A 17,576-nucleotide genomic window follows, 5' to 3' on the forward strand; every position below is an offset into this window, starting at 1 on the left:
TGCGTAAGGTCCGCGCGGGGCCGTGGGCACCTGACAAAGAGCTGAGGAAACACGATGGCACCGACGCCGCTGATTGCCGGAAACTGGAAGATGAACGGGCTCCTGAAGCAGCTGGGTGAGCTGCAGACGCTGGCCGAAGCCGCTGGCGCCGGCCTCAACCAGGGCCGCGACATCCTGATCTGCCCGCCGGCCACCATGCTGTCGGCGAGCTTCGGCATTCTCGGCAACCATGTCGCCGTGGGCGGCCAGGACTGCCATCCGGCCGAAAGCGGCGCCCATACAGGCGACATTTCCGCTGCGATGCTGAAGGATGTCGGCGCGCGCTACGTGATCGTCGGCCATTCCGAGCGCCGCGCCGATCATGGCGAGAGCGACGAACTGGTCCGCGCCAAGGCCGAGGCGGCGATGGCCGCGGGCCTGATTGCGGTGATCTGCATCGGCGAGACCGAGGCGGAACGCGATGCCGACGCGACGACGGACGTCCTGGCGCGGCAACTGGCCGGTTCGCTGCCGGACGACATGGACGGCGACCGGGTCGTCGTCGCCTATGAGCCGGTCTGGGCGATCGGCACCGGCAAGACGCCGACGGCGGACGATGTGCGGCACATCCACGACTTCATCCGGCGGACGCTGGTCGAGCGTTTTGGCGACACCGGAAACGGGGTCCGCATTCTCTATGGCGGGTCGGTGAAACCGGGCAATGCGGCCGAACTCCTGGCGATCGACAATGTCGATGGAGCCCTTGTCGGCGGGGCCAGCTTGAAGGCGTCGGACTTCATCGCGATATGTCAGGCGTCGCCGACAGCCTGACCGGAACGATACGGGCCGCGCGCCCAATCGCCCGCAAATGCCGAATACGGTTGGAAAGCGGGCGTCGCTTCTGTAGAAGGCGCGCAATTATCGAATAGACGCGTTGCGAAAGTTCCATGGAAACCATTCTCATCATCATCCACTTGATGATCGTCGTGACGCTCGTCGTCGTCGTTCTGTTGCAGCGTTCCGAAGGCGGTGCGCTCGGCATCGGTGGCGGTGGCGGCGGCATGATGTCGGCCCGCGGTGCCGCCAATGCGCTGACGCGCACGACCGGCATCCTGGCAGCGGCGTTCTTCGTGACCTCCCTGTCCCTCGGCATCCTGGCGCGCTACGGCGCCCAGCCGACCGACATCCTGGACCGCCTGCCGGTCAATCAGAGCGGCCAGAGCGCGCCGGCCGGCGACGGCAGCGATCAGGGCGGCAGCCTTCTGGATCAGCTGGGCGGTCTTCCCGAGCAGCCGCAGGCTCCCGCTGGCGGCGCCGCGACCGAGACGGCACCGGTCGCCGCCGACGCACCGAGCGCGGCTCCGTCGCTGCCCGACGAGGCGCCGGCAGCCCCGACCGGCGAGACCACCGCAGCTCCGGCGCAGCCGGCACCGGCGGCCGAGGCAGCTCCTGCACCGGCGACCGATGCAGCACCTGTCGAGGAAATTCCTGCCAATCCGGCCGAGGATGCACCGGGCGTCGAAGACGCGCCGACCGTGCCGCCCGTCGAGGAGCCGGCCGCAGGCACGACGCGTCCGTCCGACGAGCCGGCGACGCCGCAGAACGGCCAGTAGCGCTTCGTTCGCCCATTGAACGTCATCGGCGGGGCACCTTCGGGTGCCCCGCTGGTTTTTCGCATGTGTAAAAAGTGACTGGCGGAATCATCTCCGCCGCGATATCGGGAAGGCCCATGGCGCGATATATCTTCATCACCGGCGGCGTGGTCTCTTCTCTCGGCAAGGGCATTGCATCGGCCGCACTCGGTGCACTCCTGCAGGCACGCGGTTATCGCGTGCGGCTGCGGAAGCTCGACCCCTATCTCAACGTCGATCCGGGCACGATGAGCCCGACGCAGCACGGCGAGGTGTTCGTCACCGACGACGGCGCCGAGACCGATCTGGACCTCGGCCATTACGAGCGCTTCACCGGCCGCTCGGCCAACCGGATGGACAACATCACCACCGGGCGGATTTACCAGGAGATCATCGCCAAGGAGCGCCGCGGCGACTATCTCGGCGCAACGGTCCAAGTCATTCCGCACGTCACCGACGCCATCAAGGAATTCGTTCTCGACGGGAACGAGGATTTCGATTTCGTCCTCTGCGAGATCGGCGGCACGGTCGGCGACATCGAGGCGCTGCCGTTCTTCGAGGCGATCCGCCAGCTCGGCAACGACCTGCCGCGGGGCGGCGCGATCTACGTTCATCTGACGCTGATGCCGTACATTCCGACGGCCGGCGAGCTGAAGACCAAGCCCACCCAGCATTCGGTGCGCGAACTGCGCGCCATCGGCATCCAGCCGGACATCCTGCTGGTGCGCGCCGACCGGCAGGTGCCGGCGGAGGAGCGCCGCAAGATGAGCCTGTTCTGCAATGTACGGGAAACGGCGGTCATCCAGGCGTTGGACGTCGCGACGATCTACGATGTGCCGATCGCCTATCACCACGAAGGTCTCGACACCGAAGTGCTGGCCGCCTTCGGCATCGATCCGGCGCCCAAGCCGCAGCTGCAGCTCTGGCACCAGGTGACGGACGGAATCCGCCATCCCGAGGGCGAGGTGACCATCGCCATCGTCGGCAAATATACTGGCCTCAAGGACGCCTACAAATCGCTGATCGAGGCGCTGCAGCATGGCGGCATCGCCAACAAGGTGCGCGTCAAGCTCGACTGGATCGAATCGGAGGTCTTCGAGCAGGAGGACCCGACGCCGTATCTGGAGCGGGTGAACGGCATCCTGGTGCCCGGTGGCTTCGGCGAGCGCGGCTCGGAAGGCAAGATCCTCGCGGCCAAGTTCGCCCGTGAGCGCAACGTGCCGTATTTCGGCATCTGCTTCGGCATGCAGATGGCGGTGATCGAGGCGGCCCGTTCGCTGGCCGGCATCCAGAACGCCGGCTCGACCGAATTCGGCGATCCCGAGGAAGCCGTCGTCGGCCTGATGACCGAATGGCTGAAGGGCAACGAGCTGGAGCAGCGCGCCAAGAAGGGCGACCTCGGCGGCACCATGCGCCTCGGCGCCTATGCGGCGAGCCTCAAGGAAGGCTCGAAAATCGCCGAGATTTACGGCGATACGACCATCGAGGAACGGCATCGCCACCGCTACGAGGTCAACCGCGCCTATCGCGAGCCGCTGGAGGCCGTCGGCATGAGCTTCGCCGGCATGTCGCCGGACGGGCTGCTGCCGGAGACGGTCGAACTGGCCGACCATCCGTGGTTCATCGGCGTGCAGTACCATCCGGAGCTGAAGTCGCGCCCGTTCGAGCCGCATCCGCTGTTCGCCAGCTTCATCGCCGCCGCCGTCGAGCGTTCGCGGCTGGTCTAGGCCTCTGCAGCCGTGCCGACCCGGTGCGGCTGCGTCCCCGTGACGAGCAAGCCGTCCTTGGGCGAATGCCGGTCGCCGGCGATGTCCGGCATGCGGGCTCGGCCGGGCCGGGCGCCATGCATCTGGAATTGCCGGGGGAGATCGAATAGGCCGTGACCATGCGCGCGATCGATCATCTCGTCCTGTCCTTCGATGACCTCGCCACGGCCCGCGAACGGCTGGGCGCGCTCGGCTTCACCGTCGCACCGGATGCCGTCCATCCCTTCGGCACCGGCAATGCCTGCGTGTTCCTTGCAGACGGCGTCTATCTCGAACCGCTGGCGGTCGCGGACGCGGCAGCGCAGGCCGAAGCGCTCGCAGCCGGGAATGTCTTCGTCGCGCGGGACGCGGCGTTCCGGTCCGAACACAATCTGCCGGGCTTTTCGGGCCTGGCGTTCCGGTCTGCCGATGCGCTGGCCGACCGCGAAGCGCTGACGGCGCAGGATCTCGCCGAACCGGCGACCGTCGATTTCTCCCGTACGTTCCGACAGGGCGACGGCGCCGAGGCGACCTTGTCGTTTCGCCTGGCCTTCGCCCGCCTGCTGCCCGATTTCGTCGCGTCGCTGTTCTTCTGCGAGGCCCGCCACAGCGTCGTGCCGGATCGCTCGGCCTTGTCGCGCCATGCCAATGGGGCCAAGGGTCTCGAGCGCATCGTCCTCGTCGGGACGGTGGATGAGGAGACGCGACGGCTTCTGGAGACCATCGCCGGATCGGTGCTGACAAGCGACGGCAGCGGCGGCGCGACACTCGCCTTGGCAAATGTCGATCTTGAGTTCCTCACGCCGTCCCTTGCCCAGGCACGCTACGGCGTCGCGGCCGTTGACGATCGGCTGCGGCTCGCCGGGATGGTCCTGGCGGTCGCGAATATCGAGCAGGCCCGCGCCGCGCTTGCGCCGGATGTCGTGACGGAGCGGGACGGACGGATCGTCGCCACGCTCGGTCCCGCCAGCACACCCTTCATCGCCTTCGAGGAGAGACCATCATGACAGCGCCCAACGGCACCGTCGCGGCTCGCAACACCGTGTTCGACAATTCCCGGCCCTTCGCGCTGATCGCCGGCCCATGCCAGATGGAGAGCCGCGACCACGCGATGATGATCGCGGAGAAGATGAAGCGGATCACCGACGATCTGGGCATCGGCTACGTCTTCAAGGCAAGCTTCGACAAGGCCAACCGCACCAGCCTGAAGGGCCGGCGCGGCATCGGCCTGGCCGACGCGCTGCCGGTCTTCGAGGAAGTGGCGCGGACCTTCGACCTGCCGGTGCTGACCGACGTCCACACCGAGGAGCAGTGCCGCGAAGCAGGAACGGTCTGCGACATCCTGCAGATCCCGGCGTTTCTTTGCCGGCAAACCGACCTTCTGATCGCGGCAGCCGGGACCGGCCGGGTGGTCAACATCAAGAAGGGTCAGTTCCTGGCACCCTGGGACATGAGCAATGTGCTCGCCAAGGTCACCGAGAGCGGCAATCCCAACGTGCTCCTGACCGAGCGGGGAGCGTCCTTCGGCTACAACACGCTGGTCTCGGATTTCCGCGCCTTGCCGATCATGGCCGGGATGGGCGCGCCGGTGGTCTTCGACGCCACCCACTCGGTGCAGCAGCCGGGCGGGCAGGGCGGCTCGTCGGGCGGCGAGCGCCGCTTCGTCGAGACGCTGTCGCGGGCCGCCGTCGCGGTCGGCGTCGCCGGCCTGTTCATCGAGACCCACGAGGATCCGGACAACGCGCCGTCGGACGGCCCCAACATGGTGCCGCTGGACCGCATGCCCGAGCTCCTGAAGCGCCTGCAGGCGCTGGATGCGGTGGCCAAGGGCTTCGACTGAACCACTCCATGCCGGGCGTCGGCGGGGGCGCTCAGCGCCATCGCCGGCCGACCCCGACCAGAATCAGTTCAATCCGTCACATGCCTGGTCTAGAAGGCTGGCAGAACCACATTTGGAGGCACCCCGCATGACCGCGATCATCGACATCATCGGACGCGAAATTCTCGACAGCCGGGGCAATCCCACGGTCGAGGTCGACGTCATCCTGGAAGACGGCACGCTGGCCCGCGCGGCGGTCCCGTCCGGCGCCTCGACGGGCGCCCATGAGGCGGTCGAGCTGCGCGACGGCGGCAGCCGCTACATGGGCAAGGGCGTCCAGAAGGCGGTCGACGCGGTCAATGGCGAGATCCTCGAGGCGATCGGCGGCTTCGAGGCCGAGGACCAGATCCGCATCGACGCCGCCATGCGCGAGCTGGACGGCACCCCGAACAAGAGCCGGCTCGGCGCGAACGCGATCCTCGGCGTGTCGCTGGCCGTCGCCAAGGCCGCGGCCGATGCCTCGGCGCTGCCGCTCTACCGCTATGTCGGCGGCGCCTCGGCGCATGTGCTGCCCGTGCCGATGATGAACATCATCAATGGCGGTGCCCATGCCGACAACCCGATCGACTTCCAGGAATTCATGATCATGCCGGTCGGCGCCGAGCGCTTCTCGGACGCGCTGCGGATGGGCGCGGAAGTCTTCCACACGCTGAAGAAGATGCTGAAGGACGCCGGCCACAACACCAATGTCGGCGACGAGGGCGGCTTCGCGCCGGGTCTGGCATCGGCCAAGGACGGCCTCGACTTCGTCATGCGGGCGATCGAGAAGGCCGGCTACAAGCCCGGCGAGGACATGTTCCTGGCACTCGACTGCGCCTCGACCGAGTTCTTCAAGAACGACGTCTACGACCTGGAAGGCGAGGGGCGGAAGCTGTCGCCGGACGACATGGCCGGCTATCTGGCCGAGCTCGCCGGCGCCTATCCGATCATCTCGATCGAGGACGGCATGGCCGAGGACGACTGGGCCGGCTGGAAGACACTGACCGAAAAGACCGGCGCCACCGTGCAGCTCGTCGGCGACGATCTCTTCGTGACCAATTCGGAGCGCTTGCGCGACGGCATCGCCAAGGGCGTTGCCAATTCGATCCTCGTCAAGGTCAACCAGATCGGCACGCTCACCGAGACGCTGGACGCGGTCAATGTCGCGCACCGGGCCGGCTACACCGCCGTGATGTCGCACCGCTCGGGCGAGACCGAGGATTCGACCATCGCCGATCTCGCGGTCGCGACCAATTGCGGGCAGATCAAGACCGGTTCGCTCGCCCGTTCGGACCGGCTCGCCAAGTACAACCAGCTTCTGCGGATCGAAGAGGAACTGGGCGACCAGGCCGTCTATGCCGGCCGCTCGATCCTGCGCGCGCGGGGCTGACAAGCCTGCCGCTTCGGCGGCGCACGGAACGAACCAGAAAGGGCGCCAGCGAAAGCCGGCGCCCTTTTTCATGTCCGGTGGTCAGTTGCCGCGCTGATCGAGTTCGTTGACGACCTGGCCGTAGCTGATCAGCGAGAACAGCGCAGACCCGCCGAGAACGTTGCCGAGCAGGGCCGGCAGGTAGAAGCCGACAAGCGCGTCCTCCACCGACATCCGGCCCGCGAACATCAGCGCCATCGCCTCCACCGAACCGGCGACCACATGGGCGAGGTGGAAGAGGGCGATCAGATAGGTCAGGAGCGCGATGACCAGGAAGCCCGAGCGGTCGGCCGAGGGCAGCAGCCAGACGACCGTCGCCATCAGCCAGCCCGCCGCGATACCGCGCAGCAGCATGTAGTGGAAGGCCGGCTCCATCGCCTCGGCGGAGAGGGTGAGCGCCGCCTCGCGAATCTCCGGCGCATTGAGGACATCGTAGGCGATGCCGGCGCCGAACACCGCGGTTCCCACCATGTTGGCGGCCAGAACCACCGCCCACAGCCGCACCAGGGCCACGACGCCCTTCCAGCGTCGCCGCGCCAGGACGGGCAGGGTGGCGCTGAGGGTGATCTCGGTGAAGAGCTGCTGGCGGCCGAGAATGACGATCAGGAAGCCGACAGTATAGCCCCAGGATTCCAGCAGCGGCCGCCAGGGCGCATCGGGCAGATACGCCCTGAGCGCCGCCATGGTGTAGACCGAAAAGCCGATCGACAGGCCGGCGGCAAGGCCCGACCACCAGAGGCTGGCCGTCGGCCGGGTCAGTTCGTCCTCGCCCTCCTGGCGGACGATCTCGTAGACCGCCAGCGGGCGCAGCTTCAGCCGATCGTCGATCTGGTGCAGTTCGCCCTCGGTGAGGGTGGAGCCTTCCTTCTCGATCCGCTGTTCGGTGACGTCATTCGAATGCCGGCGCTTGCCGGCATCATGGACGGCTTTCGCCGATGTCTGTTCATCCATGTCCATCTTCGCGTTCGGTGATGCCGCCGCGGGACGGCCATTGTCCCCAACATGGGGCCGAGCGCCCGCGACGACAGAGCCGGGCGGTGAACAGCGGGTCACCGCCCTTTGCGTCAGCTCACCTTGGGACGCTCGCCGGGCGGCCGTCCCTTGGCGCCTAGCATCCATTCGCGCCAGGACAGGCGCTCGCCATAACGCTCGAACAGCGCCGAATCCTCGTGGGCGGCGAACTGGGAGTAGTTCAGGACGGCCACGAAGGTGACGCCGCCGATGGTGTTGCCGAGCAGGACCGGCAAAACGAACATCGGGAACAGCGGCAGGAACGCGACTTCCTCCAGCCGGAAGCTGAGGAAGAACACCTCCACCGAGGAGGTGATGACGTGGAAGAAGCCGCCAACGCCGACGAAATACATCAGCAGCCAGACGAACAGGATCTTCGACACCGTGTCGCGACCGCCATGGACCAGCCAGACCATGGCCGCGACGATCCAGCCGGCGATGACGCCCTTGGAAAACAGCGAGAACCAGCCTGTCTCGTAGGCCTCGTGGCCCATCTCCAGCGCTCTTTCCAGCCGCTCCGGCGTCATCACGTCGAAATAGGCAAGCAGCCCGGCGGCGCCGACGGCGCCGATCATGTTGGCGATTAGCACCACACCCCACAGCCGCAGGAGGTTGCGCAGGCTGGCGAGCTTGGTGAGGACCAGGACGACCGGCGTCAGCGTATTCTCCGTGAAGAGCTGGTAGCGGCCGAGAACGATGATCAGGAAGCCGACCGGGTAGAGCAGATTGCCCAACAGGCCGGGTGTCGCCTCGCCGGAGGCCTCGGTGAAGACGACGCGGGCGAGGAAGGTCAGGCCGAGGGCGCCACCGGCGCCGATCCCGCTCCAGAAGAGATAACGGTTGTTGGCATCGAGTTCGTCATCGGCGGTGGACAGCACCCGCGCGAAGATTTCCTCGAAGGCGAAGAAGTCCGACAGGGTCTCGCCTTCGGACGGCGCGTTGTCGAGCGAATCCTCCGGATCGGCCCGGCGCATCGCCTCCTCTTCTTCCTGGTGGCGGCGCGCCTTCGGGTCGTCCTCTTCGTGAGCCATGCATGTATCCTCGGTAGGGTCGCGGCGGATGGGCGCCGGTGCGGCTCATCTAGCGTCGGCGCGCGATTGCGGAAGATCGTCTGGCGGCGCCTGCGTTCGATTCCGCTGGGCAGAGCGGATTGCACCGCGCGTGCCGTGGTTTACGCGGCCTTAAGCGGAACATGCGAAGGGTCGGGAAAAGGAGGGCACGATGCGCACCATCCAGAAACGCCAAAGCCGGATCGGCGGCCTCATCGTGCCGGCGATCACCGTCAGCTTCCTCGCCTATTTCGCGATCCACGCCCATAGCGGCAAATACGGCATCGAGGCGAAGGCCGAACTGACACGCGACCTCGCGGTGAAGAGCGCGCGTCTCGACGAACTCGAGAACCGCCGCGAACGTCTCGAACGCCGGGTGCAGCTGCTGCATGACGGGACGCTGGAACGCGACATGATCGACGAGCGGGCGCGGCGCGCGCTGAACGTGACGACGCCCGAAGAGATCGTCATCCTGCGATAGGCAGGACGCCAGCCGATATTGCACCTGCACAGTGATGGCGGGTTTGACCGGCGGCAGTGCCGCCGAACGGTGTATTCCGACCCGAATTCGCACGCCAAACCACCGCCTGCGCGCACGAAAACGACTCATCATAGACTTAAACGCAATCTCGGTTGATTTTGCTGCAATGCAGCAAGTAAACCCAAATCCGATTAAAGCGCGCGGCGTCGCTTGATGGGCGGTGCGGAGCATCTATACTCGGGGTGAATTGTAGCCGCGAATTGGCGGATCAAGACCCGGAGGCAGCATTGGCGGCCAGGCAGAGCAAGACACCCGCATCCAAGAAGGCCGCAGGCCCCTCGGGCGACGGCGCGGTTTCCACGGCGGATTCGTCCGCGGAGATCGTCAAGACGCTCGAGCATTTCGACGCGCCCGCGCCCGCAACCTTTTCCAAGGACGAGGAGATTCGCGCCTATCGCGACATGCTCCTCATCCGGCGCTTCGAGGAAAAGGCCGGCCAGCTTTACGGCATGGGCTTCATCGGCGGCTTCTGCCACCTCTATATCGGCCAGGAAGCGGTCGTCGTCGGCATGCAGATGGCGATGAAGGAGGGCGACGAGGTCGTCACCGGCTATCGCGATCACGGTCACATGCTGGCCACCGGCATGGAAGCGCGCGGCGTGATGGCCGAGCTGACCGGCCGCCGCTCGGGCTATTCCAAGGGCAAGGGCGGCTCGATGCACATGTTCTCGAAGGAGAAGAAATTCTTCGGCGGGCACGGCATCGTCGGTGCGCAGGTGCCGATCGGCACCGGGCTCGCCTTCTCCAATCGCTACAAGGGCAATGATTCGATCTCGATCACCTATTTCGGTGACGGCGCGGCCAACCAGGGCCAGGTCTATGAGAGCTTCAACATGGCCTCGCTGTGGAAGCTGCCGGTCGTCTACGTGATCGAGAACAACCGCTACGCCATGGGCACCTCGGTGAACCGGGCCTCGGCGGAGACGAATTTCGCCCATCGCGGCCTGTCGTTCAAGATTCCGGGCATCCAGGTCGACGGCATGGATGTGCGGGCGGTCAAGGCCGCCGGCGATCTGGCCGCCGAGCATTGCCGCTCGGGCGAGGGGCCGATCATCCTCGAGATGATGACCTATCGCTATCGCGGCCATTCCATGTCCGATCCGGCCAAGTATCGCAGCCGCGACGAAGTCCAGAAGATGCGGTCGGAGTCCGACCCGATCGAACAGGTCAAGCGCCGGCTCATGGAAGAGCAGGGCATGTCCGAGGACGACGTCAAGGACATCGACAAGAAGATCCGCGAGATCGTCGCCGACTCGGCCGATTTCGCCCAGAATGATCCCGAGCCGGACGTCTCCGAGCTGTGGACCGACATCTATGCGGACGTGCTTCCGCAGGCGGCCGAGTAGGGGAACCGACCATGCCGATTCAAATCCTGATGCCCGCCCTGTCCCCGACCATGGAGGAGGGCAACCTCTCCAAATGGATCAAGCAGGAAGGCGATACCGTATCGCCCGGCGACGTGATCGCCGAGATCGAGACCGACAAGGCGACGATGGAAGTTGAAGCCGTCGAGGAAGGCACGCTGGGCAAGATCCTGGTCCCGGCCGGCACCGAAGGCGTGCGGGTGAATGCCCCGATCGCCCTGCTGCTGGCCGAGGGCGAGGACGAAAGCGCGCTGGAAGACGGTGCCGCGACCGCGGCGAAGTCCGCGTCCGAGGAGCCGGCGAAGAGCGCCGAGGCGCCGGCGGCGGCCGAGACGTCCGCGTCTTCGGGCGATGACATGGAAGCGCGCCGGGTGCCCGCCGAGGGCAAGGTTCACCCCGAGCCCGAGGACGAGGTCGGCGCGTTCGGCCAGGAGATCCCCGAGGGCACCGAGATGGTGTCGACCACGGTCCGCGAGGCGCTGCGCAGCGCCATGGCCGAGGAACTGCGCCGCGACGACGACGTCTTCGTCATGGGCGAGGAGGTCGCCGAGTACGAAGGCGCCTACAAGATCACCCAGGGCCTGCTGGCCGAATTCGGTGCCCGCCGCATCGTCGATACGCCGATCACCGAGCACGGCTTTGCCGGTCTGGGCGTCGGCGCGGCCTTCGGTGGCCTGAAGCCGATCGTCGAGTTCATGACCTTCAACTTCGCCATGCAGGCGATCGACCAGATCATCAATTCGGCGGCCAAGACGCTGTACATGGCCGGCGGCCAGATGGGCTGCCCGATCGTGTTCCGCGGTCCGAACGGCGCCGCGGCGCGCGTCGCGGCGCAGCACAGCCAGGACTACGCCGCGTGGTACAGCCACATTCCGGGTCTGAAGGTGGTGCAGCCCTATACGGCGGCTGACGCCAAGGGTCTGCTGAAGTCGGCGATCCGTGACCCGAACCCGGTCATCTTCCTCGAAAACGAGATCCTCTACGGCCAGAGCTTCGACGTTCCGGCGATCGACGACTGGACCGTGCCGATCGGCAAGGCCCGCATCCACCGCAAGGGCAAGGACGTCACCATCGTCTCCTTCGGCATCGGCATGACCTATGCGGTCAAGGCGGCCGAGGAACTTGCGGCCGAGGGCATCGACGCGGAGGTCATCGACCTGCGCACGATCCGTCCGATGGACATCGACAGCGTCGTGCGGTCGGTCAAGAAGACCAATCGTTGCGTCACCGTCGAGGAAGGCTGGCCGCAGGGCTCGGTCGGCGAGCATATCGCCTCCGAACTGATGGTCCGCGCCTTCGATCATCTCGATGCGCCGGTCCTCAAGGTCTGCGGCAAGGACGTGCCGATGCCCTATGCTGCCAATCTCGAGAAGCTGGCGCTGCCGTCGGTCAAGGACGTGATCGATGCGGTCAAGGCAGTGACCTATCGGGACTGATGCCATGGCGAGCGGTACGGCTCATCCCGGTGCGGCAGGCGACGATGCGGGCCTTGTCCTGGTTCAGGATATCGACGCGTCGCCGGCAGCCGTCTGGGAGTGCCTGACCGAACCCGTCTGTTTCAGGAGCTGGTGGCGCGAGACCGTGGAGTTCGAGCCGCGGCTCGGCGGCCATCTCTTGGAGCCGTGGACGGATCCCGACGGCGTCGAGCATCTGACCCGGGCCGAAGTCACCGCCTACCACCCGCCGCACGGACTGGTGATGGTCTGGGCCGACGCGGACTGGGGCTTCGACACCGTCGTCTCGGTGTCGCTGGAGCCTCTGGCGGACGGCACGCGGGTGACGATCGAACATCAGGGCTGGCAGGCTGCGCCCGAAGCGGATCGCGCGGCCCTTCTGCTCGACCACAGGAATGGCTGGTCGCATCACCTGTCCAGGTTGACCGACCACGCACACGAACATGATGCCCGGCGCAAGGGCCATTGAGGAGACGTTCCGGATGCCCATCAATGTGACGATGCCCGCGCTCTCGCCGACGATGGAGGAGGGCAACCTCGCCAAGTGGCTGGTGGCCGAGGGCGACACGGTTTCGGCCGGTGACATCATCGCCGAGATCGAGACCGACAAGGCGACCATGGAAGTCGAGGCCGTCGACGAGGGCAAAATTGCCAAGATCGTCGTCCCCGCCGGTACCGAGGGCGTGAAGGTCAACGCCGTCATCGCCATTCTGGCCGCCGACGGCGAGAGCGTCGAGGATGCGGCCAAGGGGCGCGGTTCGGCTGAGGGGTCGGACGACAAGGGCGGCGCGATGGTCGCCGATCCAAAGGCCGACGCGGCCGTGACCGGTTCGGAAGCCGACGCGAAGGATGCCGAAAAGCGTGGCGACAGCCGTCCGGCGGCCGATACCACGAGCGCGTCGTCCGGGCAGGGCGGTTCGGGCGATCGCGTCTTCGCATCGCCGCTGGCGCGCCGCCTGGCCAAGGATGCCGGGCTCGATCTCGGCGCGGTGCAGGGCTCCGGTCCGCATGGCCGGATCGTCAAGGCCGACATCGAGAATGCGAAGGCTTCGGGCGGAACTCGCAAGGCGGCCGATGCGCCGGCTGCCAAGAGCGAGGCCGCGCCGGCCCCGGCAGCGGCCCCTGTCGCCAAGGGCACCAGCGACGAGGCCGTTCTCAAGCTGTTCGAAGAGGGCTCCTACGAGAAGATCCCGCATGACGGCATGCGCAAGACCATCGCCAAGCGCCTGGTCGAGGCCAAGTCCACGGTCCCGCATTTCTACCTGACGCTCGACTGCGAGCTCGACGCGCTCTTGGCGCTGCGCAAGCAGCTCAACGAGGCGGCGCCGATGATCAAGACCGATGCGGGCGACAAGCCGGCCTACAAGCTGTCGGTCAACGACATGATCATCAAGGCGATGGCGCTGGCGCTGAAGGCGGTGCCGACGGCCAACGTGTCGTGGACCGAATCGGCCATGCTGCAGCACAAGCATGCCGATGTCGGCGTCGCGGTGTCGATCGAGGGCGGCCTGATCACCCCGATCATCCGGCGCGCCGAGGAGAAGACGCTCTCGGCGATCTCCAACGAGATGAAGGACCTGGCCAAGCGCGCCCGGGCCCGCAAGCTGAAGCCCGAGGAATATCAGGGCGGCACCACGGCCGTCTCCAATCTCGGCATGTTCGGCATCAAGGACTTCGCCGCGGTGATCAATCCGCCCCATGCGACGATCCTGGCGGTCGGCGCGGGCGAGCAGCGCGCGGTGGTCAAGAACGGCGCCGTGACGGTCGCCACCATGATGAGCGTGACCCTGTCGACCGACCACCGGGCGGTGGACGGCGCGCTGGGCGCCGAACTGGCGGTGGCGTTCAAGCAGCTGATCGAAAACCCGATGTCGATGCTGGTCTAGGGCGGGGCGATGAAAACCGTCCTGTGCTACGGCGACTCGCTGACCTGGGGCTACAACCCCGAGACCGGGCTGCGCCATGATTACGACAGCCGCTGGCCGAACGTCTTGGCCAGGGCGCTGGGCGAGGACGTGGTGGTCATCACCGACGCGCTGAACGGGCGGACCACCGTCTTCGACGACCAGATGGTGATGGCGGAGCGCAACGGGGTGAAGACCCTGCCGACGGCGCTCGGCGCCCATCAGCCGCTCGACCTCGTCGTCCTGATGCTGGGTACCAACGATCTGAAGCGGCACACCGGCGGCGGCCGGGTCTTCGAGTCGCGTCAGGGCATGGAGCGGCTGGTCGAGATCATCCTGACCTTCCCCTACCAGCGGGGCTATGACGCACCGAAGATCCTGATCGTCGCGCCGCCGATGTTCTGCGCGACCACGGAGCCGGACTTCACGCTGCTGTTCGGGCATGCGCTCGAGGAATCCCAGCATTTCCGCTCGGCCTGCACGAAGGTCGCGGAGGAATATGGATGCGCCATGTTCGACGCGTCCGAGGTCTGCGAAACGACGCCGCTCGACGGCATCCATCTGTCGGCGGAGCATACCCGCGCGCTCGGCGAGGCGCTGATCGCGCCGGTCAAGGCATTGCTCGACGAGACGGCATGAGCCGGCCGCGGCTGCCTCGCCTTCGGCGCAGGGCGGCGGCGGCCGCACCCATCCGGCCTGGTGACGCACGGTTTGCGCCCGCACACCCGGCCCACGAAGTTCCGGCGTCCCAGGAGACCACCCATGGCTGACACCTACGACATCCTCATCATCGGCGGCGGCCCCGGCGGCTATGTCGCGGCGATCCGCGCCGCGCAGCTCGGCTTCAAAACTGCCGTCGTGGAACGCGAGCATCTCGGCGGCATCTGCCTCAACTGGGGCTGCATCCCGACCAAGGCGCTGCTGCGCTCGGCCGAGATCTTCCACTATGCCGAGAATGCGACGGCCTACGGCCTGAAGATCGCCAAGCCGGACTTCGACATGGAAGCGGTGGTGAAGCGTTCGCGCGGCGTCTCGGCGCAGCTGAACGGCGGCGTCGGCTACCTGATGAAGAAGAACAAGATCGACGTCATCTGGGGTGAGGCGAAGATCACCAAGGCCGGCAAGGGCGGCCCGGTAGAGGTCTCGGTCGGCAAGATGAAGAAGCCCGTTGTCGAGCCGCAGAACCCGGTTCCGAAGGGCGTTCTCGGCGAGGGCAACTACAAGGCCAAGCATGTGATCGTCGCCACCGGCGCCCGTCCGCGGGTGCTGCCGGGGATCGAGCCGGACGGCGACCGGATCTGGACCTATTTCGAGGCGATGAAGCCGAAGGCGATGCCCAAGAGCCTCATCGTCATGGGCTCCGGCGCCATCGGCATCGAGTTCGCCTCCTTCTACCGCACCATGGGCGCCGATGTGACGGTGGTCGAGCTTCTGCCGCAGATCATGCCGGTCGAGGATGCCGAGATCGCCGCCGTCGCCCGCAAGCAGTTCGAGAAGCAGGGCCTGAAGATCCTCACCGACGCCAAGGTGGCGAAGGTCGAGAAGGGCGGCGACGGCGTCTCCGTCACCGTCGAGACCAAGGACGGCAAGTCGCAGGTCCTGAAGGCCGAACGGCTGATCTCAGCCGTGGGCGTGCAGGGCAACACCGAAGGGCTGGGCCTCGAGGATGTCGGCGTCGCCATCGAGCGCGGCATCGTCAAGATCGACGGCTACGGCAAGACGAATGTCGAGGGCGTCTACGCCATCGGCGATGTCGCCGGCCCGCCGATGCTGGCGCACAAGGCCGAGCATGAGGGCACGATCTGCGTCGAGAAGATCAAGGGTCTCGACGTCCACCCGATGAAGAAGACCGAGATCCCCGGCTGCACCTATTGCCAGCCGCAGGTCGCCAGCGTCGGCCTGACCGAAGCCAAGGCCAAGGAAGCCGGGCACGCAGTCAAGGTCGGCCGGTTCAACTTCAAGGGCAACGGAAAGGCGATCGCGCTCGGCGAGCCGGAGGGGCTGGTGAAGACCGTCTTCGACGCCAAGACCGGCGAACTGCTCGGCGCCCACATGGTCGGCGCCGAAGTCACCGAACTGATCCAGGGCTTCGTCATCGCCATGGGGCTGGAGACGACCGAGGAAGAGCTCATGCACACGGTCTTCCCGCATCCGACCCTGTCGGAAATGATGCATGAGAGCGTTCTCGACGCCTATGGCCGCGTCATCCACATGTAGATTCCGCCCGCTGCCCTCTTGCCTCGTTTTCGCCCGCGCTAGCTACCGTCCGAGAAGTCAAACGCGACAAGGAGTCTCAGGAATGATCGGTAGTTTTCTCGCAGCCATTATCGTTGGCGGCATTGCAGGTTGGCTGGCAGAAAAAGTCATGAAGAGCGACATGGGCGTTCTCATGAACATCATCCTCGGCGTGGTTGGCGCCATCGTGCTGAGCCTCATCCTGCGTCTGACAGGGCTGGGCTCCGGCGCAAGCGCCTCCTTCTCCTGGGAATACCTCATCGTCGGATTTGTGGGCGCCTGCCTGCTGATCTTCATCGTGCGTCTGTTCCGGCGCTAGTCACCGGTCCCGCACGAATGACTGCGTCGCGGTGGATTGCACCGGGGCGCCCGGGAGCTTAATTGAGGCCCATGGTCACCGTGCTCGATAACCGCCTTGCGGTCGAGGCCAAGCCTCGACCGCGGCATCCCGAAAAAGCCCATCGTCCGGATCAGGCGACGACCCTGCGCAAACCGGACTGGTTGCGCGTCAAGGCGCCGGTCTCGAAGGGCTACCAGGAAACGCGCGAGATCGCGCGGTCCAACAACCTCATCACCGTGTGCGAAGAGGCCGGCTGCCCCAATATCGGCGGCTGCTGGGAGAAGAAGCACGCGACCTTCATGATCATGGGCGGGATCTGCACCCGCGCCTGCGCCTTCTGCAACGTGGCGACCGGCATGCCGAAGCCGCTCGACGAGAGCGAGCCGGAGAGCGTCGGCCGGGCCGTTGCGGCCATGGGGCTGAACCATGTGGTCATCACCTCGGTCGATCGTGACGATCTGGCCGATGGCGGCGCCCAGCATTTCGTCGAGACGATCCGCGCCATTCGCGCCGCGGCGCCCGGCACCACCATCGAGATCCTGACGCCGGACTTCCTGCGCAAGCCGGGCGCGCTCGAGGCCGTGGTCGCGGCCCGGCCCGACGTCTTCAACCACAATCTGGAAACCGTGCCGTCGAAATATCTGACGGTGCGCCCGGGCGCCCGCTACTTCCACTCGATCCGGCTGCTGCAGCGGGTGAAGGAGCTCGATCCGACGATCTTCACCAAGTCCGGCATCATGGTCGGCCTCGGCGAGGAGCGGAACGAGGTGCTGCAGCTCATGGATGATCTGCGCTCGGCCGATGTCGATTTCCTGACCATCGGGCAGTACCTGCAGCCGACCAAGAAGCACCATGCGGTGATGCGGTTCGTGACGCCCGAGGAGTTTAAGTCCTTCGAGACCGTGGCACTGTCCAAGGGCTTCCTGGTCGTGTCGGCCAGTCCGCTGACCCGTTCGTCGCATCACGCCGGCGAGGATTTCGAACGGCTGAAGGCGGCGCGTCTCGCCCGTCGCGCGGCCGCCTGACAGCGACGATC

General features: G+C 66.4%; 16 protein-coding genes and 1 pseudogene. 15 read left to right on the top strand and 2 right to left on the bottom strand.

From position 1 onward, the window contains the following. Positions 1–54: 54 nt before the first annotated feature. The 6 genes and pseudogenes from tpiA to eno all read left to right on the top strand — a co-directional run bounded on the left by tpiA (position 55) and on the right by eno (position 6,603). Positions 55–810, top strand: a complete 756-nt coding sequence (gene tpiA / locus N7I30_RS14865) for a triose-phosphate isomerase (RefSeq protein WP_498639886.1) — start codon at positions 55–57, stop codon at positions 808–810. A gap of 116 nt (positions 811–926) precedes the next feature. Then, positions 927–1,421 (top strand): annotated as a pseudogene (secG, locus tag N7I30_RS14870) (preprotein translocase subunit SecG); the annotation flags it as partial. A 287-nt stretch (positions 1,422–1,708) separates the two neighbouring features. Then, a complete protein-coding gene (gene pyrG / locus N7I30_RS14875) occupies positions 1,709–3,337 on the top strand; it encodes a CTP synthase (RefSeq protein ID WP_024350618.1) in 1,629 nt (542 codons plus the stop codon). Between the two features lie 158 nt (positions 3,338–3,495). Next, positions 3,496–4,362 (top strand): VOC family protein, encoded by an 867-nt coding sequence (locus N7I30_RS14880; protein ID WP_498639889.1) that lies wholly within the window; start codon positions 3,496–3,498, stop codon positions 4,360–4,362. Beyond that, on the top strand, positions 4,359–5,195 hold the full coding sequence (gene kdsA / locus N7I30_RS14885; RefSeq protein ID WP_024350621.1) for a 3-deoxy-8-phosphooctulonate synthase: 837 nt from the start codon (positions 4,359–4,361) through the stop codon (positions 5,193–5,195). Before N7I30_RS14880 ends, kdsA begins: the two co-directional genes overlap by 4 nt. A 127-nt stretch (positions 5,196–5,322) precedes the next feature. Further along, the gene (gene eno, locus N7I30_RS14890; protein WP_498639891.1) at positions 5,323–6,603 is read left to right on the top strand and encodes a phosphopyruvate hydratase; all 1,281 of its coding nucleotides are present in this window, start codon (positions 5,323–5,325) and stop codon (positions 6,601–6,603) included. 81 nt (positions 6,604–6,684) lie between these two features. Here eno and N7I30_RS14895 read toward each other — a convergent pair whose 3' ends face one another. Continuing rightward, positions 6,685–7,593 carry a formate/nitrite transporter family protein gene (locus N7I30_RS14895; protein ID WP_187389734.1) on the bottom strand — a complete coding sequence of 303 codons (909 nt, stop codon included), beginning with the start codon at positions 7,591–7,593 and terminating at the stop codon, positions 6,685–6,687. Positions 7,594–7,706: 113 nt separating this feature from the next. Beyond that, positions 7,707–8,684, bottom strand: coding sequence for a formate/nitrite transporter family protein (locus tag N7I30_RS14900; RefSeq protein WP_498639894.1), 978 nt, complete (start codon positions 8,682–8,684; stop codon positions 7,707–7,709). 190 nt (positions 8,685–8,874) lie between these two features. Here N7I30_RS14900 and N7I30_RS14905 point away from each other — a divergent pair, with 190 nt between their 5' ends. The 9 genes from N7I30_RS14905 to lipA all read left to right on the top strand — a co-directional run bounded on the left by N7I30_RS14905 (position 8,875) and on the right by lipA (position 17,565). Further along, on the top strand, positions 8,875–9,183 hold the full coding sequence (locus tag N7I30_RS14905) for an FtsB family cell division protein (RefSeq protein ID WP_187389733.1): 309 nt from the start codon (positions 8,875–8,877) through the stop codon (positions 9,181–9,183). A gap of 380 nt (positions 9,184–9,563) precedes the next feature. Next, entirely contained in the window at positions 9,564–10,589 is a 1,026-nt protein-coding gene (gene pdhA / locus N7I30_RS14910; RefSeq protein ID WP_498639980.1) for a pyruvate dehydrogenase (acetyl-transferring) E1 component subunit alpha, read from the top strand. Positions 10,590–10,600: 11 nt separating this feature from the next. After that, positions 10,601–12,043, top strand: a complete 1,443-nt coding sequence (locus N7I30_RS14915; protein ID WP_498639897.1) for a pyruvate dehydrogenase complex E1 component subunit beta — start codon at positions 10,601–10,603, stop codon at positions 12,041–12,043. A gap of 4 nt (positions 12,044–12,047) precedes the next feature. Then, on the top strand, positions 12,048–12,530 hold the full coding sequence (locus N7I30_RS14920) for an SRPBCC family protein (protein WP_498639900.1): 483 nt from the start codon (positions 12,048–12,050) through the stop codon (positions 12,528–12,530). Positions 12,531–12,543: 13 nt separating this feature from the next. Beyond that, complete coding sequence (locus N7I30_RS14925; protein WP_498639902.1) at positions 12,544–13,947, top strand: pyruvate dehydrogenase complex dihydrolipoamide acetyltransferase; 1,404 nt, start codon at positions 12,544–12,546, stop codon at positions 13,945–13,947. A gap of 9 nt (positions 13,948–13,956) precedes the next feature. Further along, a complete protein-coding gene (locus tag N7I30_RS14930; RefSeq protein ID WP_024350630.1) occupies positions 13,957–14,604 on the top strand; it encodes an SGNH/GDSL hydrolase family protein in 648 nt (215 codons plus the stop codon). A gap of 123 nt (positions 14,605–14,727) precedes the next feature. Further along, the gene (gene lpdA, locus N7I30_RS14935; RefSeq protein ID WP_498639905.1) at positions 14,728–16,182 is read left to right on the top strand and encodes a dihydrolipoyl dehydrogenase; all 1,455 of its coding nucleotides are present in this window, start codon (positions 14,728–14,730) and stop codon (positions 16,180–16,182) included. Positions 16,183–16,264: 82 nt separating this feature from the next. After that, positions 16,265–16,519 (top strand): GlsB/YeaQ/YmgE family stress response membrane protein, encoded by a 255-nt coding sequence (locus N7I30_RS14940; RefSeq protein WP_024350632.1) that lies wholly within the window; start codon positions 16,265–16,267, stop codon positions 16,517–16,519. 71 nt (positions 16,520–16,590) lie between these two features. Continuing rightward, a complete protein-coding gene (lipA, locus tag N7I30_RS14945) occupies positions 16,591–17,565 on the top strand; it encodes a lipoyl synthase (RefSeq protein WP_188076789.1) in 975 nt (324 codons plus the stop codon). The last annotated feature ends 11 nt before the right edge of the window (positions 17,566–17,576 follow it).

The sequence above is a fragment of the Aurantimonas litoralis genome (assembly GCF_026153195.1).
GTDB lineage: Bacteria > Pseudomonadota > Alphaproteobacteria > Rhizobiales > Rhizobiaceae > Aurantimonas > Aurantimonas coralicida.

Coding starts and splice junctions, on each gene's coding strand:
- N7I30_RS14905 (WP_187389733.1), top strand. CDS start 8,875: ATGCGCACCATCCAGAAACGCCAAAGCCGGATCGGCGGCCTCATCGTG.
- N7I30_RS14940 (WP_024350632.1), top strand. CDS start 16,265: ATGATCGGTAGTTTTCTCGCAGCCATTATCGTTGGCGGCATTGCAGGT.
- kdsA (WP_024350621.1), top strand. CDS start 4,359: ATGACAGCGCCCAACGGCACCGTCGCGGCTCGCAACACCGTGTTCGAC.
- tpiA (WP_498639886.1), top strand. CDS start 55: ATGGCACCGACGCCGCTGATTGCCGGAAACTGGAAGATGAACGGGCTC.
- N7I30_RS14930 (WP_024350630.1), top strand. CDS start 13,957: ATGAAAACCGTCCTGTGCTACGGCGACTCGCTGACCTGGGGCTACAAC.
- N7I30_RS14915 (WP_498639897.1), top strand. CDS start 10,601: ATGCCGATTCAAATCCTGATGCCCGCCCTGTCCCCGACCATGGAGGAG.
- eno (WP_498639891.1), top strand. CDS start 5,323: ATGACCGCGATCATCGACATCATCGGACGCGAAATTCTCGACAGCCGG.
- N7I30_RS14895 (WP_187389734.1), bottom strand. CDS start 7,593: ATGGATGAACAGACATCGGCGAAAGCCGTCCATGATGCCGGCAAGCGC.
- N7I30_RS14900 (WP_498639894.1), bottom strand. CDS start 8,684: ATGGCTCACGAAGAGGACGACCCGAAGGCGCGCCGCCACCAGGAAGAA.
- pyrG (WP_024350618.1), top strand. CDS start 1,709: ATGGCGCGATATATCTTCATCACCGGCGGCGTGGTCTCTTCTCTCGGC.
- N7I30_RS14920 (WP_498639900.1), top strand. CDS start 12,048: ATGGCGAGCGGTACGGCTCATCCCGGTGCGGCAGGCGACGATGCGGGC.
- N7I30_RS14880 (WP_498639889.1), top strand. CDS start 3,496: ATGCGCGCGATCGATCATCTCGTCCTGTCCTTCGATGACCTCGCCACG.
- lipA (WP_188076789.1), top strand. CDS start 16,591: ATGGTCACCGTGCTCGATAACCGCCTTGCGGTCGAGGCCAAGCCTCGA.
- lpdA (WP_498639905.1), top strand. CDS start 14,728: ATGGCTGACACCTACGACATCCTCATCATCGGCGGCGGCCCCGGCGGC.
- N7I30_RS14925 (WP_498639902.1), top strand. CDS start 12,544: ATGCCCATCAATGTGACGATGCCCGCGCTCTCGCCGACGATGGAGGAG.